Here is a 17,147-nt window from a genome sequence, read left to right as displayed (position 1 = left end):
CCGGCGCGTCTCCCCCGAACGCGAAATCGCCGCCGGCCCGGTGGACCTCCGGCTGCGCGGCCGGACGGCCGCGCAGCCGGAGGGAGGGGCCGGACCCGGGTCAGCGGACCTCGGTGACCCGGTGCTCCTTGAGCGAGCCGCAGTTGGAGTTGTACACCTGCACGTGCACGTTGCTGATGCCACCGCCCCAGTCGACGCAGTGGCCCTTGCCGTACACGTAGGCCGGGCCCGCGTACGACGTGTACCGCCCGAAGTCCTCGCCCCGCTCCCAGGTCCCGGGGACTTCGATCCAGAGGGCCATGTCCACGGCCGCCCCCGGGTTGTTGCGGATGGTCGCGACGCAGTTCTTGCCGTTCGCGGCGTTGTACGTCAGGTAGACGGTGCCCAGCGAGCCGATGGCGGCCGAGTTCACGGTCTTGTAGGCGCTTCCGCAGACCTTCTGCGGCGTGGTGTTGGGCGCGGCCGTGGCGGGCGCCGCCAGCGCGGTCGTGGCCCCGAGGGCCAGCGCGGCGAGTCCGGTGGTGGCGACGACGGAACGGGTGAACCTCATTGTTTCCCCCTGGTGGTCTTCGGAGTTGGACGCTCCTGCACGGTGTGACGTACGGCACGGCGGAACGGTTGCGCGTCGCCCGCAGGAAAAATCCGACCGCGCCGCCTCCCCCCGCCGGCGCGAGCGGCCGGCCGGCGAGAGGAGCGGGTGCGCGGACTCCGGGCACAGGCGGTCAGGCGTGCTCGTCCGCGGGGTGCTGGGCGGGCTGGACCGACCAGGCCGGGGGTTCGTCGTTGCCCGAGTCCTCGTCGCGTTCCGCGTCGGCGAAGGTCGCGTGGACCTTGCCCGGGGCGTGGTGGACCGGGGCGTAGACGGCGTAGAGCTGCATGGGCTCGTCGCCGGTGTTGGTGACGTTGTGCCACGTGCCGGCGGGTACGAAGACCGCCCAGCCGTCCTCGACCTCCTGGTCGAAGTCGAGGCGGTCCTTCGCGCTGCCCATCTGGACGCGGCCGCGGCCCGCGTCCAGCCGGAGGAACTGGTCGGTCCCCGGGTGTGCCTCCAGGCCGATGTCCTCGCCCACCGGAATCGACATGAGGGTGAGCTGGAGGTACTTCCCGGACCAGGCGACCGAGCGGTAGTCGGCGTTCTCCAGCGTCGCCCGCTCAAGGTCGAAACTCTGCGGTTCGGGGCCGACGTCCTTGATGGTCATGCTTCTCTCCCGGTCTACGGAGGTGGTACGCGTTCGGGCGCGGGTTGTGCGCAGGGCCAACCCTTCCAGACTCACCGGGGTGTTGTGGCCCGACGCCAGTGACACTCGAGCCGGGCGGTCACCGGCGCCGGGACACCGCGCCCACGGGGTCGCGTATCAGCCCAGGACCTCGGCCGCCTTGGTCATCGGCCCTCCCGCGTCACCGGTGTTCATCGTTCCCGCCGGTTCCAGCAGCAGGATCGCGGTCTCCTCGTCGGCCACGGTGCAGTGCTCGACCCCGCGGGGCACCACGAACAGCTCGCCGGGCTCCAGCACGACCTCGCCGTCGCGGAGCCGGATGGTGAGCCGCCCACTGATGACCATCATCAGTTCATCGGTGTCCTCGTGGGTGTGCCAGACGAACTCCCCTTTCAGTTTGGCCAGCTTGACCTCGTAGTCGTTGAGCACCGCCACCTTCTTCTGCGACCACAGCTCACTGAACCGGGCGAGCCTGTCGGCGAGGTTGACGGGTACGGCGGACATGGACATACGGCGTCCTCACTCTCGGAACCAGACACCGGGAGCGGCCTCTCGGGCCCTCCGGCCGGTACGACGAGCCTGCCGCGCCCCGGCTCCACGGGTCTTGTACGTTCCTGGCATGGCCCCTGACCGCCCCCGCCCCCACACGTCCGTCACCGCCTGGCGGCCGCCGGTCCCCGGGATCGCCGAGGTCTTCCACGCCCACTTCACGGACCACGCGTACCCGGCGCACACCCACGACACGTGGGACCTGATGATCCTCGACGACGGCGCCGTGGACTTCACGCTCGACCGGCACCGCCACGGAGCGACCGGCAGGGCCGGCGTCCTCCTGCTGCCGCCCGGCGTCCCCCATGACGGCCGGACCGTCACCGAATCCGGGTTCCGCAAGCGCAACCTCTACCTCGACGACTCCGTACTCCCCCGGCATCTGGCCGGCCGGGCGGTGGGGACTCCGGTCCTCGACGACGAACAGCTGCGCTGCCGGATCGACCGGTTGCACACCGCCCTCGCCCATCCCGGCGACGGCTTCGAAGCCGAGTCGCGCCTCGCGTTCATCCGGGAGCGGCTCCACCTCCACCTCGCCGCGCTCCAGCCCCGCACACCGGGGCGCGAGGCGAACCGGATCGCCGCCCAGCTGCGGGAGCTACTCGACGCACGGACCCGCGCCGGCCTGTCCCTGCGCGAGGCCGCGGCCACCCTGCACGCCCACCCCACCCACCTGATCCGCTGCTTCAAGCAGGCGTACGGCCTGCCGCCACACGCCTACCTCACCGGCAGGCGCATCGAACACGCCCGCCGCCTCCTCCTCGACGGCCACCGGCCCGCCGAGGTCGCCACCGCCGTGGGCATGTACGACCAGGCGCACCTGAACCGCCACTTCACACGCCACGTCGGCACCACCCCCGCCCGTTACCAGCGCACGCGCACCGGTGCGCGGACGACCACCTCCTGAACGCCCGCCCGGCCGCAGCCGAACCGGCCGATCGTAGGAATCACCAGCTGGCACCCGCGGGACGGCCCCGGAACTGGTGCGACGTCCGATGACCTTTCCCTGCGCGGCGGTGTTGACTGCGTCGTCCTCCTGCCGGCGTGCCACGACATCCCCAAGGGGCCGGTACGTTGAAGACTTCCACACCACGCAGAGCCGGGCCCGTGCTCGGCAGATCGAGGTCTCCTTCGACATCGACGCGGACGGCATCGTGCACGTCACGGCCAAGGACCTTGGCACGGGCAAGGAACAGCAGGTCACGGTCGGTTGGACGAGCGAGGGCTGGACAGACCACGTGCGCGAGCACGCCGGTCTGGTCGATTCGTTCGAACCACCGCCTCCCGCCCGATACCGCGCCGCACCTCAGGTCTGCACAACGCGCGCCCTGCGGTATTCGGCGCGGGCGAGTAGCGAGAACGTGATCGTGGCGCAGAGCGCGACCCCGACGATGACCCACTCGAGCGCCCCGCTGTGCTGGTCGGGATCGACTCCGAAGACCGACTCGATCCAGTCGGGCCAGATGGCGGTCAGCAGGAGCAGCAGTCCGCTGAGGGCGGCGGCGATCGCCTCGATCCAGCCCCGCGCACGTACGTTGTGCATCATCGTGCTCACCTTCGCAATCGGAGGCCGTCAGACCGGCGAGAGATCGATCCGGAACATGCCGCGGCCGTGGGTCACGCATACGAGGGTCTCGTCCATCCAGAACAGGTCGTCGACCGAGCAGTTGGCCGGGCCCTCGTTCGTCGGCGACCAGGTCGTACCGGCGTCCTCGCTCGCGAACAGGCCGATTTCGGTGCCGCAGTACAGGAACTCGTGGCGCCGTGGATGCACGGCGAGAGCCCGGACGGGAGCGGCGGGCAGCGTGGCGGAGAGGTCGGTCCACTGGGCGCCGCCGTCACGCGTCACCCACAGGTTGCCGGGCTCGAACCCGCCGAAGGCGACGTAGGCGGTCTTCACGTCCGTCGGGTGGGCGGTGATGCACGCGCAGTACCGCTGCGGCCGTAGCGGACTCGGACCGATCACTCCGACGCGGTCCCAGGTCGGGGTCGGAGCCGTGCCGTTGGCCGTGTGGAAGAGCATGCCGTTCCGGTGTCCCACCCACACCACGTCGGAGTCGGCGGGGGCCACGGCGAGCGCGGTGATCAGTGATCCCGCGCTGGGCTTGATCGACTGCCAGCTGGGCCCCGAGGTCGGCGTGTTCGGTGCCTTCGCGTTGTTCGTCCGCCACAGCGACAGGCCTCCGGCCAGCAGCCGTTGCGGGTTTCCGGGATCCATGACGAAGGGTGCGATGAAGAGCGCCTTCTGGTTCTTGGCGTCGGGGATGTGGAACGGCAGCGGTTTCCAGTCCCAGTCGGGGATCGCGGGGTTCCAGAACTGGCCGCTGATGTACCGGTCCGGGTCATTGGTGGCACCGCCGTCGTCGTTGCGGTGGATGTTCAGGAAGACGTACTCGCCGTAGAGGACGTCGGGGTCGGTCGGATCGCACGCGCACCAGCCGCCGTCACCGCCCTGGAACTCCTTCCACCCCTCGGTCCCGGCCGCGGGATCGAAGCAGAGCGAGCCGTTGTCCTGTGCACCGCCGATGATCTTTCCGATGGTGGTGTTGCCGGCGCCGCCGTAGAACTGCGTGACGCCGTAGTTGTTGACCAGCTCGGTCCAGCCGAGGACGAACGGTGCCTTCGGCTCCGTACCGACCACCGCGAGGTCTGCCGCCTTGAACACCCCGCCGTCGTTGCCGAAGAACACCGTTCTGTTGTGCACCCCGTCGTAGGAAGGGTGCGAAACGATGGCGTGGTGATCGGCGTGCGCCGAGTCCGGGTCCCACCAGGTGCTGATCTCGGTCAGGTGATCGCCGCCGTCCGTGCTGCGCCACAGGTCGACACCACCCGTGACGAGCAGATCCGCGTCCGTCGGATCCCCGGCCCAGATCGCGTTGCTGTACCAGCCCTGGTCGCCCAGGTAGTCGGCCACCTGGCCGCTCGGGGTCCGGGTCTTCCTGCTCTTGTAGGTCTTGCCTCCGTCGGTGGAGCGCCAGATCTGGCCGGTCTGCGCCTGTACCGAGGCGTACACGACCTTCGGATCCTGCACGGCGTAGGCCAGTTCCACCCGGCCAGACCACGGACCGTGCGCCGAGGCCTGCCAGGTGAGCCCCCCGTCGGCGCTGAACCACGCCTCGCCCGCGTCGAGTGCACCGGCGACCGCCCGGTCGTCACCGCCCGGCTCGAAGGCGACCTGGCCGAGCGGGATGTCCAGCACCCGCGTCCATGCCGCCCGCGCCGGATCGGAACTGCGGAGGAGGCCGGTGTCAGTGGCCGCGAGGACGACCCCGCCCGAAGCGGACACCGCGATCCGGTTCACAGCACGGAAGTCGGGGGTCTGCGTCGCCGGCAGGGGTGCCCATGTGGTCGCGTCGGTGGTGCGGAAGATGCCGTTGCCGCGGAGGGCGTCGGTGTTCGAGAATCCCTCGCCGGTGCCCACGTAGATCGTCGAAGGGTCGGTGGGGTCCATCGTCATGCACGCGCAGGCGAGGTTGCCGAGGAAGTCGTCCACGGGCGCCCATTTCGCGCCGCCGTTGCGGGTGATCCACACGCCGCCGCCGGCGCTCGCGGCCCACATCCTGGTCGGGTGACCGGGGTCGACCACGATGGCCCGGGTGCGGCCGCCGATGTTGCCGGGGCCGAGCCACTCCCACTGGGTGAGCGTCATGCCGGCCGTCGGCGACGGCCGGTCCGCACGCGCGCCGCGGTGACGGCCGGTGGGCACACCGGCCGTCTGCGGGGCCGGGGCGGTGCTCCGCGCAAGGGAGCGCATCCGGGCACGGGCCGTCCCCTGGGCATCGGGCGGCACGCTCCCGTCGTCTCCACGCTGCTGTTCGAGCCGGAACTGCACTCGCGCATTGGGCAGGTCGGGGTAGTCGAGGCGGCGCAGTGCCCGCCGCACCGCCGTGACGGGAAGCCCGTCGAGCGTCTCGTTCGTTGCGCCCCGGCTCTTCCGGAGCAGCTGCACCTGCTCGACGGTGATGTCCTTGGCTCGGGCGAGTTGTTCGTCGGAGACTGTCATGGTGCACCTCTGGGTGCAGAGGAGTGTGTTGTTCGGTACGGCTACGGGCGGAGCTTGCGGGGACGGCTCTCGGCCGTCTCGTCGAGTACCACCTCCCAGACGGCCGAGGCTGTCGGCACGTCCACCGCCCGGAGCACGACGGCGCCTTCGCCATCGGGGTCCCGGCGGACGGTGAGCTCCAGCCGGATGTCGCCGACCTGCCCGTAGTCCAGCACGTCGCCCGCGAGCGGCGAGGCCTGCGGCGCGACCTCCGGCTCCGCCTCCACGGGCACTGTGGTCAGCTCCTCCACCGATGGGGTCGCCACGCCGACCCGCAGGGCCCCATGCACCTCGCGGGGCCTGCTCACCGCCTCAGCGAGGCCGGGCGGAGCGCCGCCCCGGTACAGGTCCCTGGCCGTCCACCGGAGCACGAGCGGGTCTCGATCCGCAGCGATGTCCACGGTGAAGGCGGGCGAATCGTCCAGTGTCGGCCGGGCCCACGCGGGCAGCCCCACTGGGGGCGAAGTCCAGCGCCCAGCGCCCCCGTCCAGGTCGAGCAGCTCGACTTCCAGAACCGGCGGGGCCGGTGGGGCCGGTGGGGCACCGACGCGCAACGCCACCACGTTCCCGTCCACGATCGAGCAGGGCCGCAGCCCACGGCCGTGACGCCACATCACCGCGCCGGTTTCCAGGTCCAGCGCGATGAGGGTTCCCTGGCGGTCGTGCACCACGGCCCGCCCGGCGGGCCCGTCGGCCACGCCGCGCGGGATCCTGGGCATGCGACCCCGATCATCGATCCTCGGAGTGGTGGGACAGTTCCTGCGGAGACGCTCCAGCCGGAGCTCATCTACATTGTCGACCCTGCTGCCGGGGAGCGGCAACCGGGGAAACGTCATGGATCCGGCCCTGAGGTGAGCGGCCACGGTTCCCCCGCCGACCGTCCTGCCAAGCGCGCGCCGCAGTCCCGACCGGGCCTTCCGGCTTGCTCCGGTCGGGTGGTTCTTCGAGGGATCCCGGTGAATTCCCGTGACGCAGTCCCGGACGCCCGGCGGCGCCGACGCCCCGCTGCCACAGTCCTCCCGAACAGCGCGCGGAGTCGCAGGTCAGGTGCGGCCGCAGGGCTGGAAGGAGAGGGATGTACAGAGCAAGAGAGCGGGACGCATGCTGAGCAATCACCTTCAGAAGCGTGCCTTCACCATCATCAGCACCATTCTCCTCGTACTGCAGTCGCTCGTGATCCTCGGCCCCGCGGCCTCCCCGGCATGGGCGGGTGACGACCGGCGGATCGGCACCGGCAACAACGAGCCGCACAACGCCACCGCCAATCCGCGAAGGCCCGGACAGGTCGCCGTCATGTCGGGGTGCACCGTCCACATCGACCTCAACTACGGCCGGGACGGCTTCCCGATCACACGGACGACGACCGTCACCCCCTGCAACGGCGACCCGGTACTCACCTTCGACGCCGACGGCCGCCTCTTCGTCACCCACCTGTCGCGCGGCGGCCTGAACACCAACCCGACGCCCGCCCGGCTCGGGGTCGGTGTCGGCCGGATCAACGACACCACGACGCCCGGGACGCAGACCTACACACCGGTCCAGGTGAGCGGTAACGGCAACATCGACCACGACAAGCCGTGGCTGGTGGTCGATGCCAACCCCACCAGCCCGTACGTGGGCAACCTCTACATCGTCTGGACGGAACTCCCCGCCGCCGGCGGTTCGCGGATCCTGTTCTCGCGGTCCACGAACGGCGGCACGACCTGGTCCGCGCCGGCCTCCGTCTCCCAGGCGGGCGAGGGGTTCGTCTGGCCCTCGCACGCGGCCGTGGCCCAGAACGGCGACCTCTACGTCGCCTACCACACCGACACCTGCGTGGGGGATGGAACGGCGGGCACCATCCAGCTGATCCGGGACGGCTCCGGCGGCGCCGACTTCGCCGCCGGCACTCCCCGCCAGCGCACCGTGCCCTTCGGTGCGGGCCAGGCCAGCGTCACCTGCAACCGGCAGAACGACGCGACCACCGAGATCCCCGGAACCGACTTCTGGCTGCAGGGCAGCGTGCAGCCGTACGTCCTGCCCGACCCGGCCCGGGCCGGGAACGTCTACGTCGTCGCCAATGACGACCCGAACAACAACTACGGAGACGGCGACGACGCCGACGTCGTCATCGCCCGCTCCACGGACAACGGCCTGAACTTCACCCGGAGCCGCGTCGACCACGGGCCGGGCCAGACCTTCGCCGTCATGCCCAACGCCCACATCGACCAGGACGGCAACGCCGTCGTCACCTGGTACGACAACCGCAGCGGCCGGCGCAACGGCGGCACCGGACCGAACGGCGCCGACAACTTCCTGCTGGAGCTCTACGGCACCACCAGCCGGGACGGCGGCCAGACCTGGGCGCCGGACTTCCGCATCAGCGACTCCCCCTTCGACCCCGACCGCAACGCCCCGTGCCGCTTCGGCAACTTCGCCGACTGCCCCGCCAACGACAGGGTCGCCGGCGAGACCCGGCGGACCCTCCGGATCGGCGAGTACAACGGTGTGTGGACGGTGGACGGGATCGCCTACGCGTCCTGGACCGGCAACACCACCCCGCCGACGCCCACCACCCCCTCCGCGGGCAACCAGGACACCTACTTCGACGTCTTCTCCACGCTCGGAGCCTTCCCCGACACCCACGAACCCAACGAGTCGACCGACCACGCCGTGGCCGCCGACCTCGGCTCGAACGAGCAGTTCAACCGGCGCGGACTCACCCTGCACACCGCGACCGACGTGGACTTCTTCAGGGTCACGCCCCGCCACACCGGCCACCTCACCACCGAGGTCCGCTTCAACGAGGTGATCTCCCCGCTCGCGGTGCGGGCGTACGACAAGTTCGGCAACCGCGTCGCCACCGGCACCGTCACCACGCGCGCCGGCACCTCCACCGGCCGGCTCGCGATCCCGGTCGTCCAGGACGAGCAGTACTACGTCGTGGTCAGCGCCGCCGGCGTGACCGACCCGACGCGGCCCGGAGACGCCTCACCGACCGACCCGCCGCAGGGTACGTACGACCTCGTCGTCGTCAACCGCGCGGCCCCCGAGCCGTTCGCCCTGGACCTCAAGCAGCAGTCCGACTCGGGCCGCTCCGACAACGACGACATCACCAAGACCGTCGGACCGGACCTCTTCCTGCGCGTGAACGACGCCGAGCTGCGCGCGGCCGGCATCACGCTGTCCCCGCAGAACTCCACCCCCGCCCTCACCGACGACGCCCCCGGCTACAAGGTGGCCGTGGAGCGCGACGGGGAGCGCGTCGGCTTCGCCGCTCCGGTCGACCCGACGAACAAGCCGGGGCTTTACCAGATCCACCTGGACCCGGTCCTGCGGGAGGGCGAGAACCAGATCACCGCCGAGGTGATCATCGTCGACCCGTCCGACGACCCCCGGGTCCCCGGCACCACCCACGTCACCGGTTCGGGCGCGGAGAGCTCGCACGCACTCGTGATCACCCTGGACACGACCGCGCCGGCCCGGCCGGCCGCCGCGCCCGACCTGCTGGCCTCCAGCGACAGCGCGGGCAGCGACGTCGACAACGTCACCACCATCATCAAGCCCGCGTTCCAGGGCTGGTCGGTCGAGCCGAACGCGCTGGTCCGGCTGCGGGCCACGCCGGCCGACGGCGGCACGGCCGTGGTCGGCAAGGACACCGTCACCCCGGCCGGTGAGTACGAGGTCGTCAGCTCCGCCCTGCGCGACGGCCGGTACGAGGTCGACGTCCTCCTGGAGGACCTCGCCGGCAACGTGAGCCCGGCCTCCCCCTCCCTCCCGATGACCATCGCGCACAACTCGCTCAGCCTTGCCGGTGCCACGTCGGACGTCCTGGTCGACATCGCCCAGGGCCAGGTCACGGGCTACCCGGGCATCCCGGGCGGTTTCGTCGGCATCCAGGGGATCCCCGTGGTCAACCTGGACGCGAACGGGCACGGCGCGGCAGTCACGGGCGGGACGGGCGACGACCGGCTCACCTTCACCCCGCTCGGTGTCAGCAGCGGCCGGCTGACGCGCGGGGACTCCGCGCAAGTGCTGAACTTCTACAACGTCACCGGTGACGTGGGGATCAGCACCGACGGCGGAGACGACGAAGTCAGCATCGTGGGCACCACCCGGGGCGACCGGATCCGCGGTGTGGTGGACACGTTCACCACGCTCCACGTCGAATCCCTGCCGCTGCTCCGCAAGCCGGAGACGCTCGTGACCCTGCTCGGCCTGCGGATCACCACGGCGGAGACCGAACGGATCGGTGTCCTCGCCCGCGGCGGCAAGGACACCGTCGACTTCCTCGTCAAGGACTCCGTCAGCGCCAACATCTCGGTCGACGGCGGCGACCCGTCCCACGTACGGCCGGAGAAGGGTGACGAGCTGATCGTCCGCCCCGGCTCGCCCAAGGGCCTGCTGAAGCAGGAATCCAACGGCGAGTCGGGCTCGGGCTCGGTCCTCGTCGTCTACCCCCACACGACGCAGGCCAAGACACGCATCGACTTCACCGACACGGAAGCCATCACCCTGGAAGAGCGCAAGCACAACGGTTAGGCAGTGCCTGAAGGCTCCGCGGCGACGTCGCGGAGCCGGGCGACGACGCCTGCAGTGGCGGAGGCCCTCCGGCGCGAACCGGAGCGGCCTCCTCCGAGCGTGGGAACGAGCTGAGCGGGGAGCCGCGACAAGGGCAAAGCCGGTGTGGTCTGAGGTCGGCCGGACCGGTCAGGGAGGGCGGAGCTGATCTCACCCCTCGCCCGTCGCTCACGAGTAGCGGCTCGGTTCGCCGGGGCGCTCGGAGTAGAAGCCCCGCGGCCCTTCCGGCTCCGACGAACCGTCACACAGGCTCGATGCCGTCGTCGGCTGGGGCGACGCCGAGCCCGGGCCGTCCGGCGCCGGTATCACCCTGGCCCTCGAACGCCTCGGCGTCCCCGCCTCCAACGCCTGCTTCATCGGCGACACCCCCACCGACATCCAGGCCGCCCGGGCCGCCGGGGCGTCCTCGCGGCCGGCGCCACGTGGGGCTACACCGGCCCGCCCCTCGCCGACCACGCCCCCGACCTCCTCCTCCACCACCTCACCCACGCCCCCCACGTCCTGCGCCATCTCACTTTTCCGGGGCCGCGCATGTGCTACGCGGAGCGCCCGCAGGACTGAAGGGACAGAGCGCACCGCCCGTCCGGCCATGGCCGTGCGCGGCCTTCGGCACACCCTCGGCCCCGGAGCCGTGCCGGGCCCTCGGACCCGGCCGTACGTGTGGAACCCGCCGCCGCTCTTGCGGCCGAGCAGCCCTGCCTGCACCATGCGCTGGAGCAGCGGGGGCGGGGCGTACAGCGGTTCCTTGAATTCCTCGTACAGCGACTCCGCGATCGCGGCGACGGTGTCCAGGCCGATCAGGTCGGCCAGCTTGAGCGGGCCCATGGGGTGGGCACAGCCCAGCTCCATGCCGGCGTCCACGTCGGCGGCGCTCGCGAACCCGGACTCGGCCATACGGATGGCGGAGAGCAGGTACGGGATCAGCAGCGCGTTGACGACGAAACCCGCCCGGTCCTGGGACCGGACCGTGGTCTTCCCGAGAGCGTCACGGGCGAACGTCTCGACCGCGGCGAGGGTGTCCGCCGACGTGTGGAGAGACGAGACGACCTCGACCAGCGGGAGGACGGGTACGGGGTTGAAGAAGTGCAGGCCCACCACCCTGTCCGCACGCCCGGTGGCCATACCCAGCCGCATGATCGGGATGGCCGAGGTGTTCGTGGCGAGGATCGCCTCCGGATCCGCGACGATCTTGTCGAGGGCCGTGAAGACCTCCGTCTTGGCTTCGGGATCCTCGGTGACGGCCTCGATGACGAGCTGCCGGTCACCGAGATCTTCCAGGTCCCCGGTGAACACGAGCCGGGCCAGGGCGTCCTCGGCGGAGAGGCGGTCGAGCTTGCCGCGCTGGACCGCACGCTCCAGGGAGACGGCCACGCGCTGACCAGCGGCTCGGGCGGCGGTCGCATCCGCCTCGGCAACGACGGTGTCGAGGCCGGCACGGGCGCACACCTCGGCGATGCCCGCGCCCATCTGGCCGCCGCCGACGACACCGACACGGCGGATACCGGCGGGGTGCAGGAGGGCGTTCACGCGTTCACCTGCGCGGGGACGCGGCGGACCAGGTGACGGGTGTAGGCCTCGGGCGTGAAGAACAGCGGGAGCTGCACCGAGAGGGCGGAGTCCACGAAGACCTCCCGGGCTTCGAGGACGAACGCCTGCGGGTCCTCGGCCTCCAGGGCCGCGCATTCGGCGTCGAGGAGGTCGGTGACCGTGCTCCGGTCCACCCGGCCGTGGCGCAGCCACTGCCAGATCTGGACACGGGCGATCTCGGCGGTGGCCGCGTCCTCCATCAGGCCGTTCAGCCCGACGGCGCCCCTGCCGCGCAGCCGGGCTTCGAAGTAGCGCAGGGCCACCGCCACGTTGGAGCGGACGCCCTCGGAGGTCGGCGGGGCGGCGATCCTGCGAACGGCCATGCCGCCGATGGCGTGCGCGCCGCGCCGGTGGCACGTGCGGACGAGGAGTTCGGTGTACGCGCGCATGAAGGGGGCGGTCATGGTGACCTTGGCCCGGTCGGGCAGCTGGAAGTCGGTGCGGTGGCCGAAGGTCTTGATCAGGCTGAAGAGGTAGTCCCAGCGGCCCGCGTTGAGGCCGGCGCTGTGCTCGCGCAGTTCGTAGAGGACCTCCTCCATCTCGAGCGCGGCCGTGATCGTCTCGATCAGGACGGTGGCGCGGACCGTGCCGCGGGGGATGCCGAGGAGATCCTGGGCGAACACGAAGATGTCGTTCCACAGGCGTGCCTCTGTGCGGTTCTCCAGCTTCGGGAGGTAGAAGTACGGGCCGTGCCCGGCGTCGATCTGCCGCTGCGCGCAGTGGAAGAAGTACAGGCCGAAGTCGACGAGCGAGGCCGACACGGGCCGGCCGTCGATCTCCAGGTGTTCTTCAAGGAGGTGCCAGCCGCGCGGGCGGACCATGATGGTCGCGAGTTCCGCGCCGAGGCGGTAATCCTTGCCCTCGGGCGTCGTGAAGTCGATGCGCCGCTCGATGGCGTCGAGCAGGTTGAGCTGACCGCCGATGACGTTGTTCCAGGTGGGGGCGGTGGCGTCCTCGAAGTCGGCCATCCAGACCTTGGCCCCGGAGTTCAGCGCGTTGATCGCCATGCGGCGCTCCGGCGGGCCGGTGATCTCCACTCGACGGTCGGTCAGACCAGGGGCGGGCGGGGCCACACGCCAGTCGGTATCGGCGCGGACGGCGGCCGTGGCGCGGGAGAAGTCCAGCGGCGTCCCGGACACCGGGTGGGCGGTGCGGCGGCTGCGTTCCTTGAGGACTTCCAGACGGCGGTCCGCGAAGGCGGAGTCGAGCCGCCTGATGAACTCGAGCGCATCGGACGTCAGGATCTCCTCGTGGCGCTCGGCCTGCGCTCCGAGCACCCGGACGCTGCTGATCAGGGGCGTGGGTGACATGAGGTTCTTCTCCTCAGCGTGGGGCGGCGGGCGCCCGAGGGGAGATCCCTCGGGCGCCGTCGGACGGCGAGCAACAGAACGCCGGGCTGTGCCCGGTCGGACCAAGAGCAGTGGTTCTAGTGGAACTGCTCTTCCTCGGTGGAGCCGGTGAGGGCGGTGGTGGAGGAGGCGGGGTTGACGGCGGTGGAGACCAGGTCGAAGTAGCCGGTGCCGACCTCGCGCTGGTGCTTGACGGCGGTGAACCCGTGCTTCTGAGCGGCGAACTCGCGCTCCTGGAGGTCGACGTACGCGGTCATGCCGTGCTCGGCGTAGCCGCGGGCGAGGTCGAACATGCCGTGGTTGAGGGAGTGGAAGCCGGCCAGGGTGGTGAACTGGAACTTGTAGCCCATCGCGCCCAGCTCCCGCTGGAACTTGGCGATCTGGTCGTCGTCCAGGGCCGCCTTCCAGTTGAAGGAGGGCGAGCAGTTGTAGGCCAGCATCCGGCCGGGGTACTGGGCGTGGATCGCCTCGGCGAACTCGCGGGCCTGCTCCAGGTCCGGGGTGCCGGTCTCGACCCAGATCAGGTCGGCGTACGGGGCGTAGGCGAGGCCGCGGGCGATGACCGGGGCCATGCCGCCCCGGACGCGGTAGAAGCCCTCGGCGGTGCGCTCGCCGGTGACGCCGCGATCCGACCGCTGGGCGCGGGCACGGCGGGAATCGAGACGGTGTTCTTCATCCTCGTCCTGGCCGGCCGGGTCTACGGTCCCGGCTTCGGCTTCACCCTGGGCTGCACCTCCCTCTTCGCCTCCGCCCTCATCACGGGCGGGGTCGGGCCCTGGATGCCGTACCAGATGTTCGGCTGCGCCTTCGTCGGCATGCTCGCCGGCTTCCTCCCGAGAGCCGCCGGCCGTAAGGAGGTCGCGATGCTCGCCGTCTACGGCGCGGTCTCCGGCTACCTCTTCGGCTTCCTGCTGAACCTCTCCTTCTGGCCCTTCTCCCTCGACCCGAACAGCTCGATCGCCTACCTGCCCGGCCTGCCCTTCACCGAGGCGCCGGTCCGCTTCAAGCCCGGCACGGTGCCGACCCAGCCGTGAGGGGCGACGTCCGTCAGGCCTGTCCGGTGGTGGGACGCAGTTCGCGTTCGAGGGCGGACAGGGCGAAGGCGTGCGCGGAGGTGTGCTGCCAGCGGGACCGTCCGAACATCACGTCCTCGGCGAGCCCGCTCAGCATGGCCACGGCCCGGATGGTGAAGCCGGGGAGGTCCACGTCGGCGAAGTGCCCCAGGTCCCGGCCCTCGCGCAGGATGGCTTCCAGGCGCTCGTCCCAGCCGTCCAGCAGATCGGTCAGGATCTTGCGGCCCGCTTCGTCGTGGTGCTGGAGCATGACCTGCGTCCACAGCGCGTAGCGTTCGTCGCCCTGGCGGCGGGGCAGGTAGAAGCGGACGAACAGCTCCAGCTTCTCGGCGGGCGACGCCGCCCGGTCGGCGGCCTCCCGGAACCGGGTCCAGAGGTCCGCCTGGCTCCATGCGAGGACTTCGAGCAGGAGCCGGTCCTTCTTCCCGAAGTGGTAGAGGATGTGCCCGGTGCTCATACCGGCCCGCTCGGCGATGTCCGACATCCGCAGGCCCGCCGTGCCCTTCTCGGCGATCACGGCGATGGCGGCCCGCATCGCCCGCCCCCGCGCCTCGTCCCCGCTGGGCTGACGCTTCCTGTCGGGCAGCGCGGGCCCTGTCGCTGACGTCGGCATGTGCTCACTTTCGGTGACGGAAATCCAGGTCCCAAGTCTAGGTTCCAACAGTCTAGATTCTTAATCTAGACTGAAAATCTAGTCAGGCGGACCCACCACCCAGGAGACACCCTCATGACGCGCGGATTCGATGTCGTGGAGACCTGTATCGCCGACCTGCGCGCGGCGCTGGAGAAGGGCGAGGCCACCGCGGTCGGCCTGCTCGACGCCTACCTCGCGCGGATCGAGGCGTACGACCGGCCCGGCACGGCCACCGCTCTGAACGCGATGGTCGTGATGAACCCGGACGCCCGCGCGGAAGCGGAGGCCTCCGACGCCCGCCGCGCCCGCGGGGAGACGCTCGGGCCGCTGGACGGCATCCCGTACACCGCGAAGGACAGCTACCTCGCGAAGGGCCTGACGGCCGCGTCCGGCTCCCCGGCCTTCGAGCACCTCGTCGCCCAGCGCGACGCCTTCGCCATCGAGCGGCTGCGCGCGGGCGGGGCCGTCCTCATCGGCCTGACCAACATGCCGCCGATGGCGAACGGCGGCATGCAGCGCGGCGTGTACGGGCGCGCGGAGAGCCCGTACAGCGCCGACTGGCTCACCAGCGCGTACGGATCCGGCTCCTCCAACGGCTCCGGCACGGCGACGGCGGCGTCCTTCGGCGCGTTCGGCCTCGGCGAGGAGACCTGGTCCTCGGGCCGCGCCCCCGCCTCGAACAACGCGCTGTGCGCCTACACGCCCAGCCGCGGCGTGATCTCGGTGCGCGGCAACTGGCCGCTCGTGCCGACCATGGACGTCGTGGTCCCGCACACCCGCACCATGGCCGACCTGCTCGAACTGCTCGACGTCATCGTCGCCGACGACGCGGACACGCGCGGCGACCTGTGGCGCGCACAGCCGTGGGTGGCGCTCCCCTCCCCCTCCCAGGTACGCCCCTCCTCCTACCCGGCCCTCTCCGGGGCCGCTTCCGACGCGCTCGCCGGCAAGCGCGTCGGCGTGCCCCGGATGTACGTCAACGCCGACCCCGCCGCCGGAACGAACCCCGACGGAGGCATCGGCGGCCAGACCGGTCAGCGCATCGACACGCGCCCGTCGGTGATCGCCCTGTGGGAGGCCGCCCGCCGTGACCTGGAGGCCGCCGGAGCCGAGGTGGTCGAGGTCGACTTCCCCGTCGTGTCGAACTACGAGTCCGACCGGCCCGGCGCGCCCTCGCTGCTCACCCGCGGGCTGGTCAGCCGCGAGTACCTCACCTTCGAGATCGAGGACCTGTCCGCCTGGGCCTGGGACGACTTCCTGCAGGCCAACGGCGACCCGGCGCTCCCCACCCTGGCCGACGTGGACGGCACCACCATCTGGCCCAAGCAGGAAGGCGAGCTCCCCGACCGCTACGAGGGCTTCGACGACACGATCGGCGACTACCCGCGCTTCGTGCGCGAGCGCCCGTACGCGTCCCTGGCCGACATGCCGCACCTGGAGCAGGGGCTGCGCGGGCTGGAGGAGACGCGCCGCGTCGACCTGGAGCTGTGGATGGACGGCCTGTGCCTGGACGCGGTGGTCTTCCCCGCCGTCGCCGACGTCGGCCCCGCCGACATGGACGTCTCCGAGGCCTCCGCCGACCTCGGCTGGCGCAACGGCGTCTGGGTCGCCAACGGCAACCTGGTCCCCCGCCACCTCGGCATCCCGACCGTGACCGTACCGATGGGCGCCATGGCGGACACCGGCATGCCCGTCGGGCTGACCTTCGCGGGCCGCGCCTACGACGACAACGCCCTGCTCACCCTCGCCGCGGCCTTCGAGAAGACCGGCAGCCGGCGGACGGTGCCGCCGCGTACGCCGCGGCTGCCGGCGGAGTGACCTGACCGGAGCGGAGTCCGGGTTGCGGGCCGGACGCGTTCTGCCCGGCCGGGTGGGTGTGGCACGCTGTGACGCCCACCCGGCGGCAACTCGGTGTCAGCGTCCCGCGATCAGGCGGGGCAGCCCCGCCAGGGTGTCCGCGAGGCGGTCGGCGGCGAGGCCGCCGCGCCAGGGGAAATCGAGGCGCAGGAGGCCGGGCCGGTCGCTCCGGGCATGCGGCCGTCCGGTGCGGGTGCCGGATCCGGATCCGGTTCGCCCGGTCACGGGGGAATGGGCGGCATGCGCTCGGGCGGTGCGCGGTGACCCCGTCCACGGCGG

General features: G+C 71.3%; 12 protein-coding genes and 5 pseudogenes. 6 read left to right on the top strand and 11 right to left on the bottom strand.

All coding sequences use genetic code 11. From position 1 onward, the window contains the following. Positions 1–100 precede the first annotated feature (100 nt). The 3 genes from OG553_RS32535 to OG553_RS32525 form a co-directional block, all read right to left on the bottom strand. Positions 101–550 carry a spore-associated protein gene (locus OG553_RS32535; RefSeq protein WP_405982422.1) on the bottom strand — a complete coding sequence of 150 codons (450 nt, stop codon included), beginning with the start codon at positions 548–550 and terminating at the stop codon, positions 101–103. A 172-nt stretch (positions 551–722) separates the two neighbouring features. Continuing rightward, positions 723–1,199: a cupin domain-containing protein gene (locus OG553_RS32530; RefSeq protein WP_405982421.1), complete on the bottom strand. Its 477-nt coding sequence runs from the start codon at positions 1,197–1,199 to the stop codon at positions 723–725. Positions 1,200–1,355: 156 nt separating this feature from the next. Continuing rightward, positions 1,356–1,721 (bottom strand): cupin domain-containing protein, encoded by a 366-nt coding sequence (locus OG553_RS32525; RefSeq protein WP_405982420.1) that lies wholly within the window; start codon positions 1,719–1,721, stop codon positions 1,356–1,358. A gap of 115 nt (positions 1,722–1,836) precedes the next feature. Between OG553_RS32525 and OG553_RS32520 the strand changes: the two genes are divergently transcribed. Together OG553_RS32520 and OG553_RS32515 are read left to right on the top strand one after the other, a co-directional pair. Next, positions 1,837–2,673 (top strand): AraC family transcriptional regulator, encoded by an 837-nt coding sequence (locus OG553_RS32520; protein WP_405982419.1) that lies wholly within the window; start codon positions 1,837–1,839, stop codon positions 2,671–2,673. A 208-nt stretch (positions 2,674–2,881) separates the two neighbouring features. Next, positions 2,882–2,974 (top strand): annotated as a pseudogene (locus tag OG553_RS32515) (Hsp70 family protein); the annotation flags it as partial. A 98-nt stretch (positions 2,975–3,072) separates the two neighbouring features. Here the strand turns inward: OG553_RS32515 and OG553_RS32510 are convergent. The 3 genes from OG553_RS32510 to OG553_RS32500 are packed head-to-tail and all read right to left on the bottom strand — an operon-like array spanning position 3,073 to position 6,527. Further along, on the bottom strand, positions 3,073–3,312 hold the full coding sequence (locus tag OG553_RS32510) for an ABC transporter permease (RefSeq protein ID WP_405982418.1): 240 nt from the start codon (positions 3,310–3,312) through the stop codon (positions 3,073–3,075). Between the two features lie 27 nt (positions 3,313–3,339). Continuing rightward, positions 3,340–5,769: a hypothetical protein gene (locus tag OG553_RS32505; RefSeq protein ID WP_405982417.1), complete on the bottom strand. Its 2,430-nt coding sequence runs from the start codon at positions 5,767–5,769 to the stop codon at positions 3,340–3,342. Between the two features lie 41 nt (positions 5,770–5,810). Then, positions 5,811–6,527 (bottom strand): hypothetical protein, encoded by a 717-nt coding sequence (locus tag OG553_RS32500; RefSeq protein WP_405982416.1) that lies wholly within the window; start codon positions 6,525–6,527, stop codon positions 5,811–5,813. Positions 6,528–6,909: 382 nt separating this feature from the next. Between OG553_RS32500 and OG553_RS32495 the strand changes: the two genes are divergently transcribed. After that, the gene (locus OG553_RS32495; RefSeq protein ID WP_405982415.1) at positions 6,910–10,329 is read left to right on the top strand and encodes an Ig-like domain-containing protein; all 3,420 of its coding nucleotides are present in this window, start codon (positions 6,910–6,912) and stop codon (positions 10,327–10,329) included. A 343-nt stretch (positions 10,330–10,672) separates the two neighbouring features. Next, positions 10,673–10,729: pseudogene (locus tag OG553_RS32490) on the top strand (hypothetical protein); the annotation flags it as partial. A gap of 287 nt (positions 10,730–11,016) precedes the next feature. Here OG553_RS32490 and OG553_RS32485 read toward each other — a convergent pair. The 3 genes and pseudogenes from OG553_RS32485 to aceA all read right to left on the bottom strand — a co-directional run. Further along, positions 11,017–11,895, bottom strand: a pseudogene (locus OG553_RS32485) (3-hydroxybutyryl-CoA dehydrogenase); the annotation flags it as partial. After that, entirely contained in the window at positions 11,892–13,265 is a 1,374-nt protein-coding gene (locus OG553_RS32480) for a malate synthase (protein WP_405982414.1), read from the bottom strand. The pseudogene OG553_RS32485 and the gene OG553_RS32480, both read right to left, overlap by 4 nt. Positions 13,266–13,381: 116 nt before the next feature. Continuing rightward, positions 13,382–13,930, bottom strand: a pseudogene (gene aceA / locus OG553_RS32475) (isocitrate lyase); the annotation flags it as partial. Here aceA and OG553_RS32470 point away from each other — a divergent pair. After that, positions 13,916–14,308 (top strand): annotated as a pseudogene (locus OG553_RS32470) (ECF transporter S component); the annotation flags it as partial. The pseudogenes aceA and OG553_RS32470 overlap by 15 nt on opposite strands. A 43-nt stretch (positions 14,309–14,351) precedes the next feature. Here OG553_RS32470 and OG553_RS32465 read toward each other — a convergent pair. Beyond that, positions 14,352–14,990, bottom strand: coding sequence for a TetR/AcrR family transcriptional regulator (locus tag OG553_RS32465; protein WP_405982413.1), 639 nt, complete (start codon positions 14,988–14,990; stop codon positions 14,352–14,354). A gap of 114 nt (positions 14,991–15,104) precedes the next feature. On the opposite strand from OG553_RS32465, the gene OG553_RS32460 reads away from it, so the two are divergent. After that, complete coding sequence (locus tag OG553_RS32460) at positions 15,105–16,829, top strand: amidase (RefSeq protein ID WP_405982412.1); 1,725 nt, start codon at positions 15,105–15,107, stop codon at positions 16,827–16,829. Between the two features lie 96 nt (positions 16,830–16,925). Here OG553_RS32460 and OG553_RS32455 read toward each other — a convergent pair whose 3' ends face one another. Then, entirely contained in the window at positions 16,926–17,093 is a 168-nt protein-coding gene (locus OG553_RS32455) for a hypothetical protein (RefSeq protein WP_405982411.1), read from the bottom strand. Between the last annotated feature and the right edge of the window lie 54 nt (positions 17,094–17,147).

The sequence above is a fragment of the Streptomyces sp. NBC_00158 genome, assembly GCF_045160885.1.
Lineage (GTDB): Bacteria > Actinomycetota > Actinomycetes > Streptomycetales > Streptomycetaceae > Streptomyces.
The sequence above is the reverse complement of the archived record's forward strand: the minus strand, read 5'-3'. Positions and strand labels throughout refer to the sequence as shown.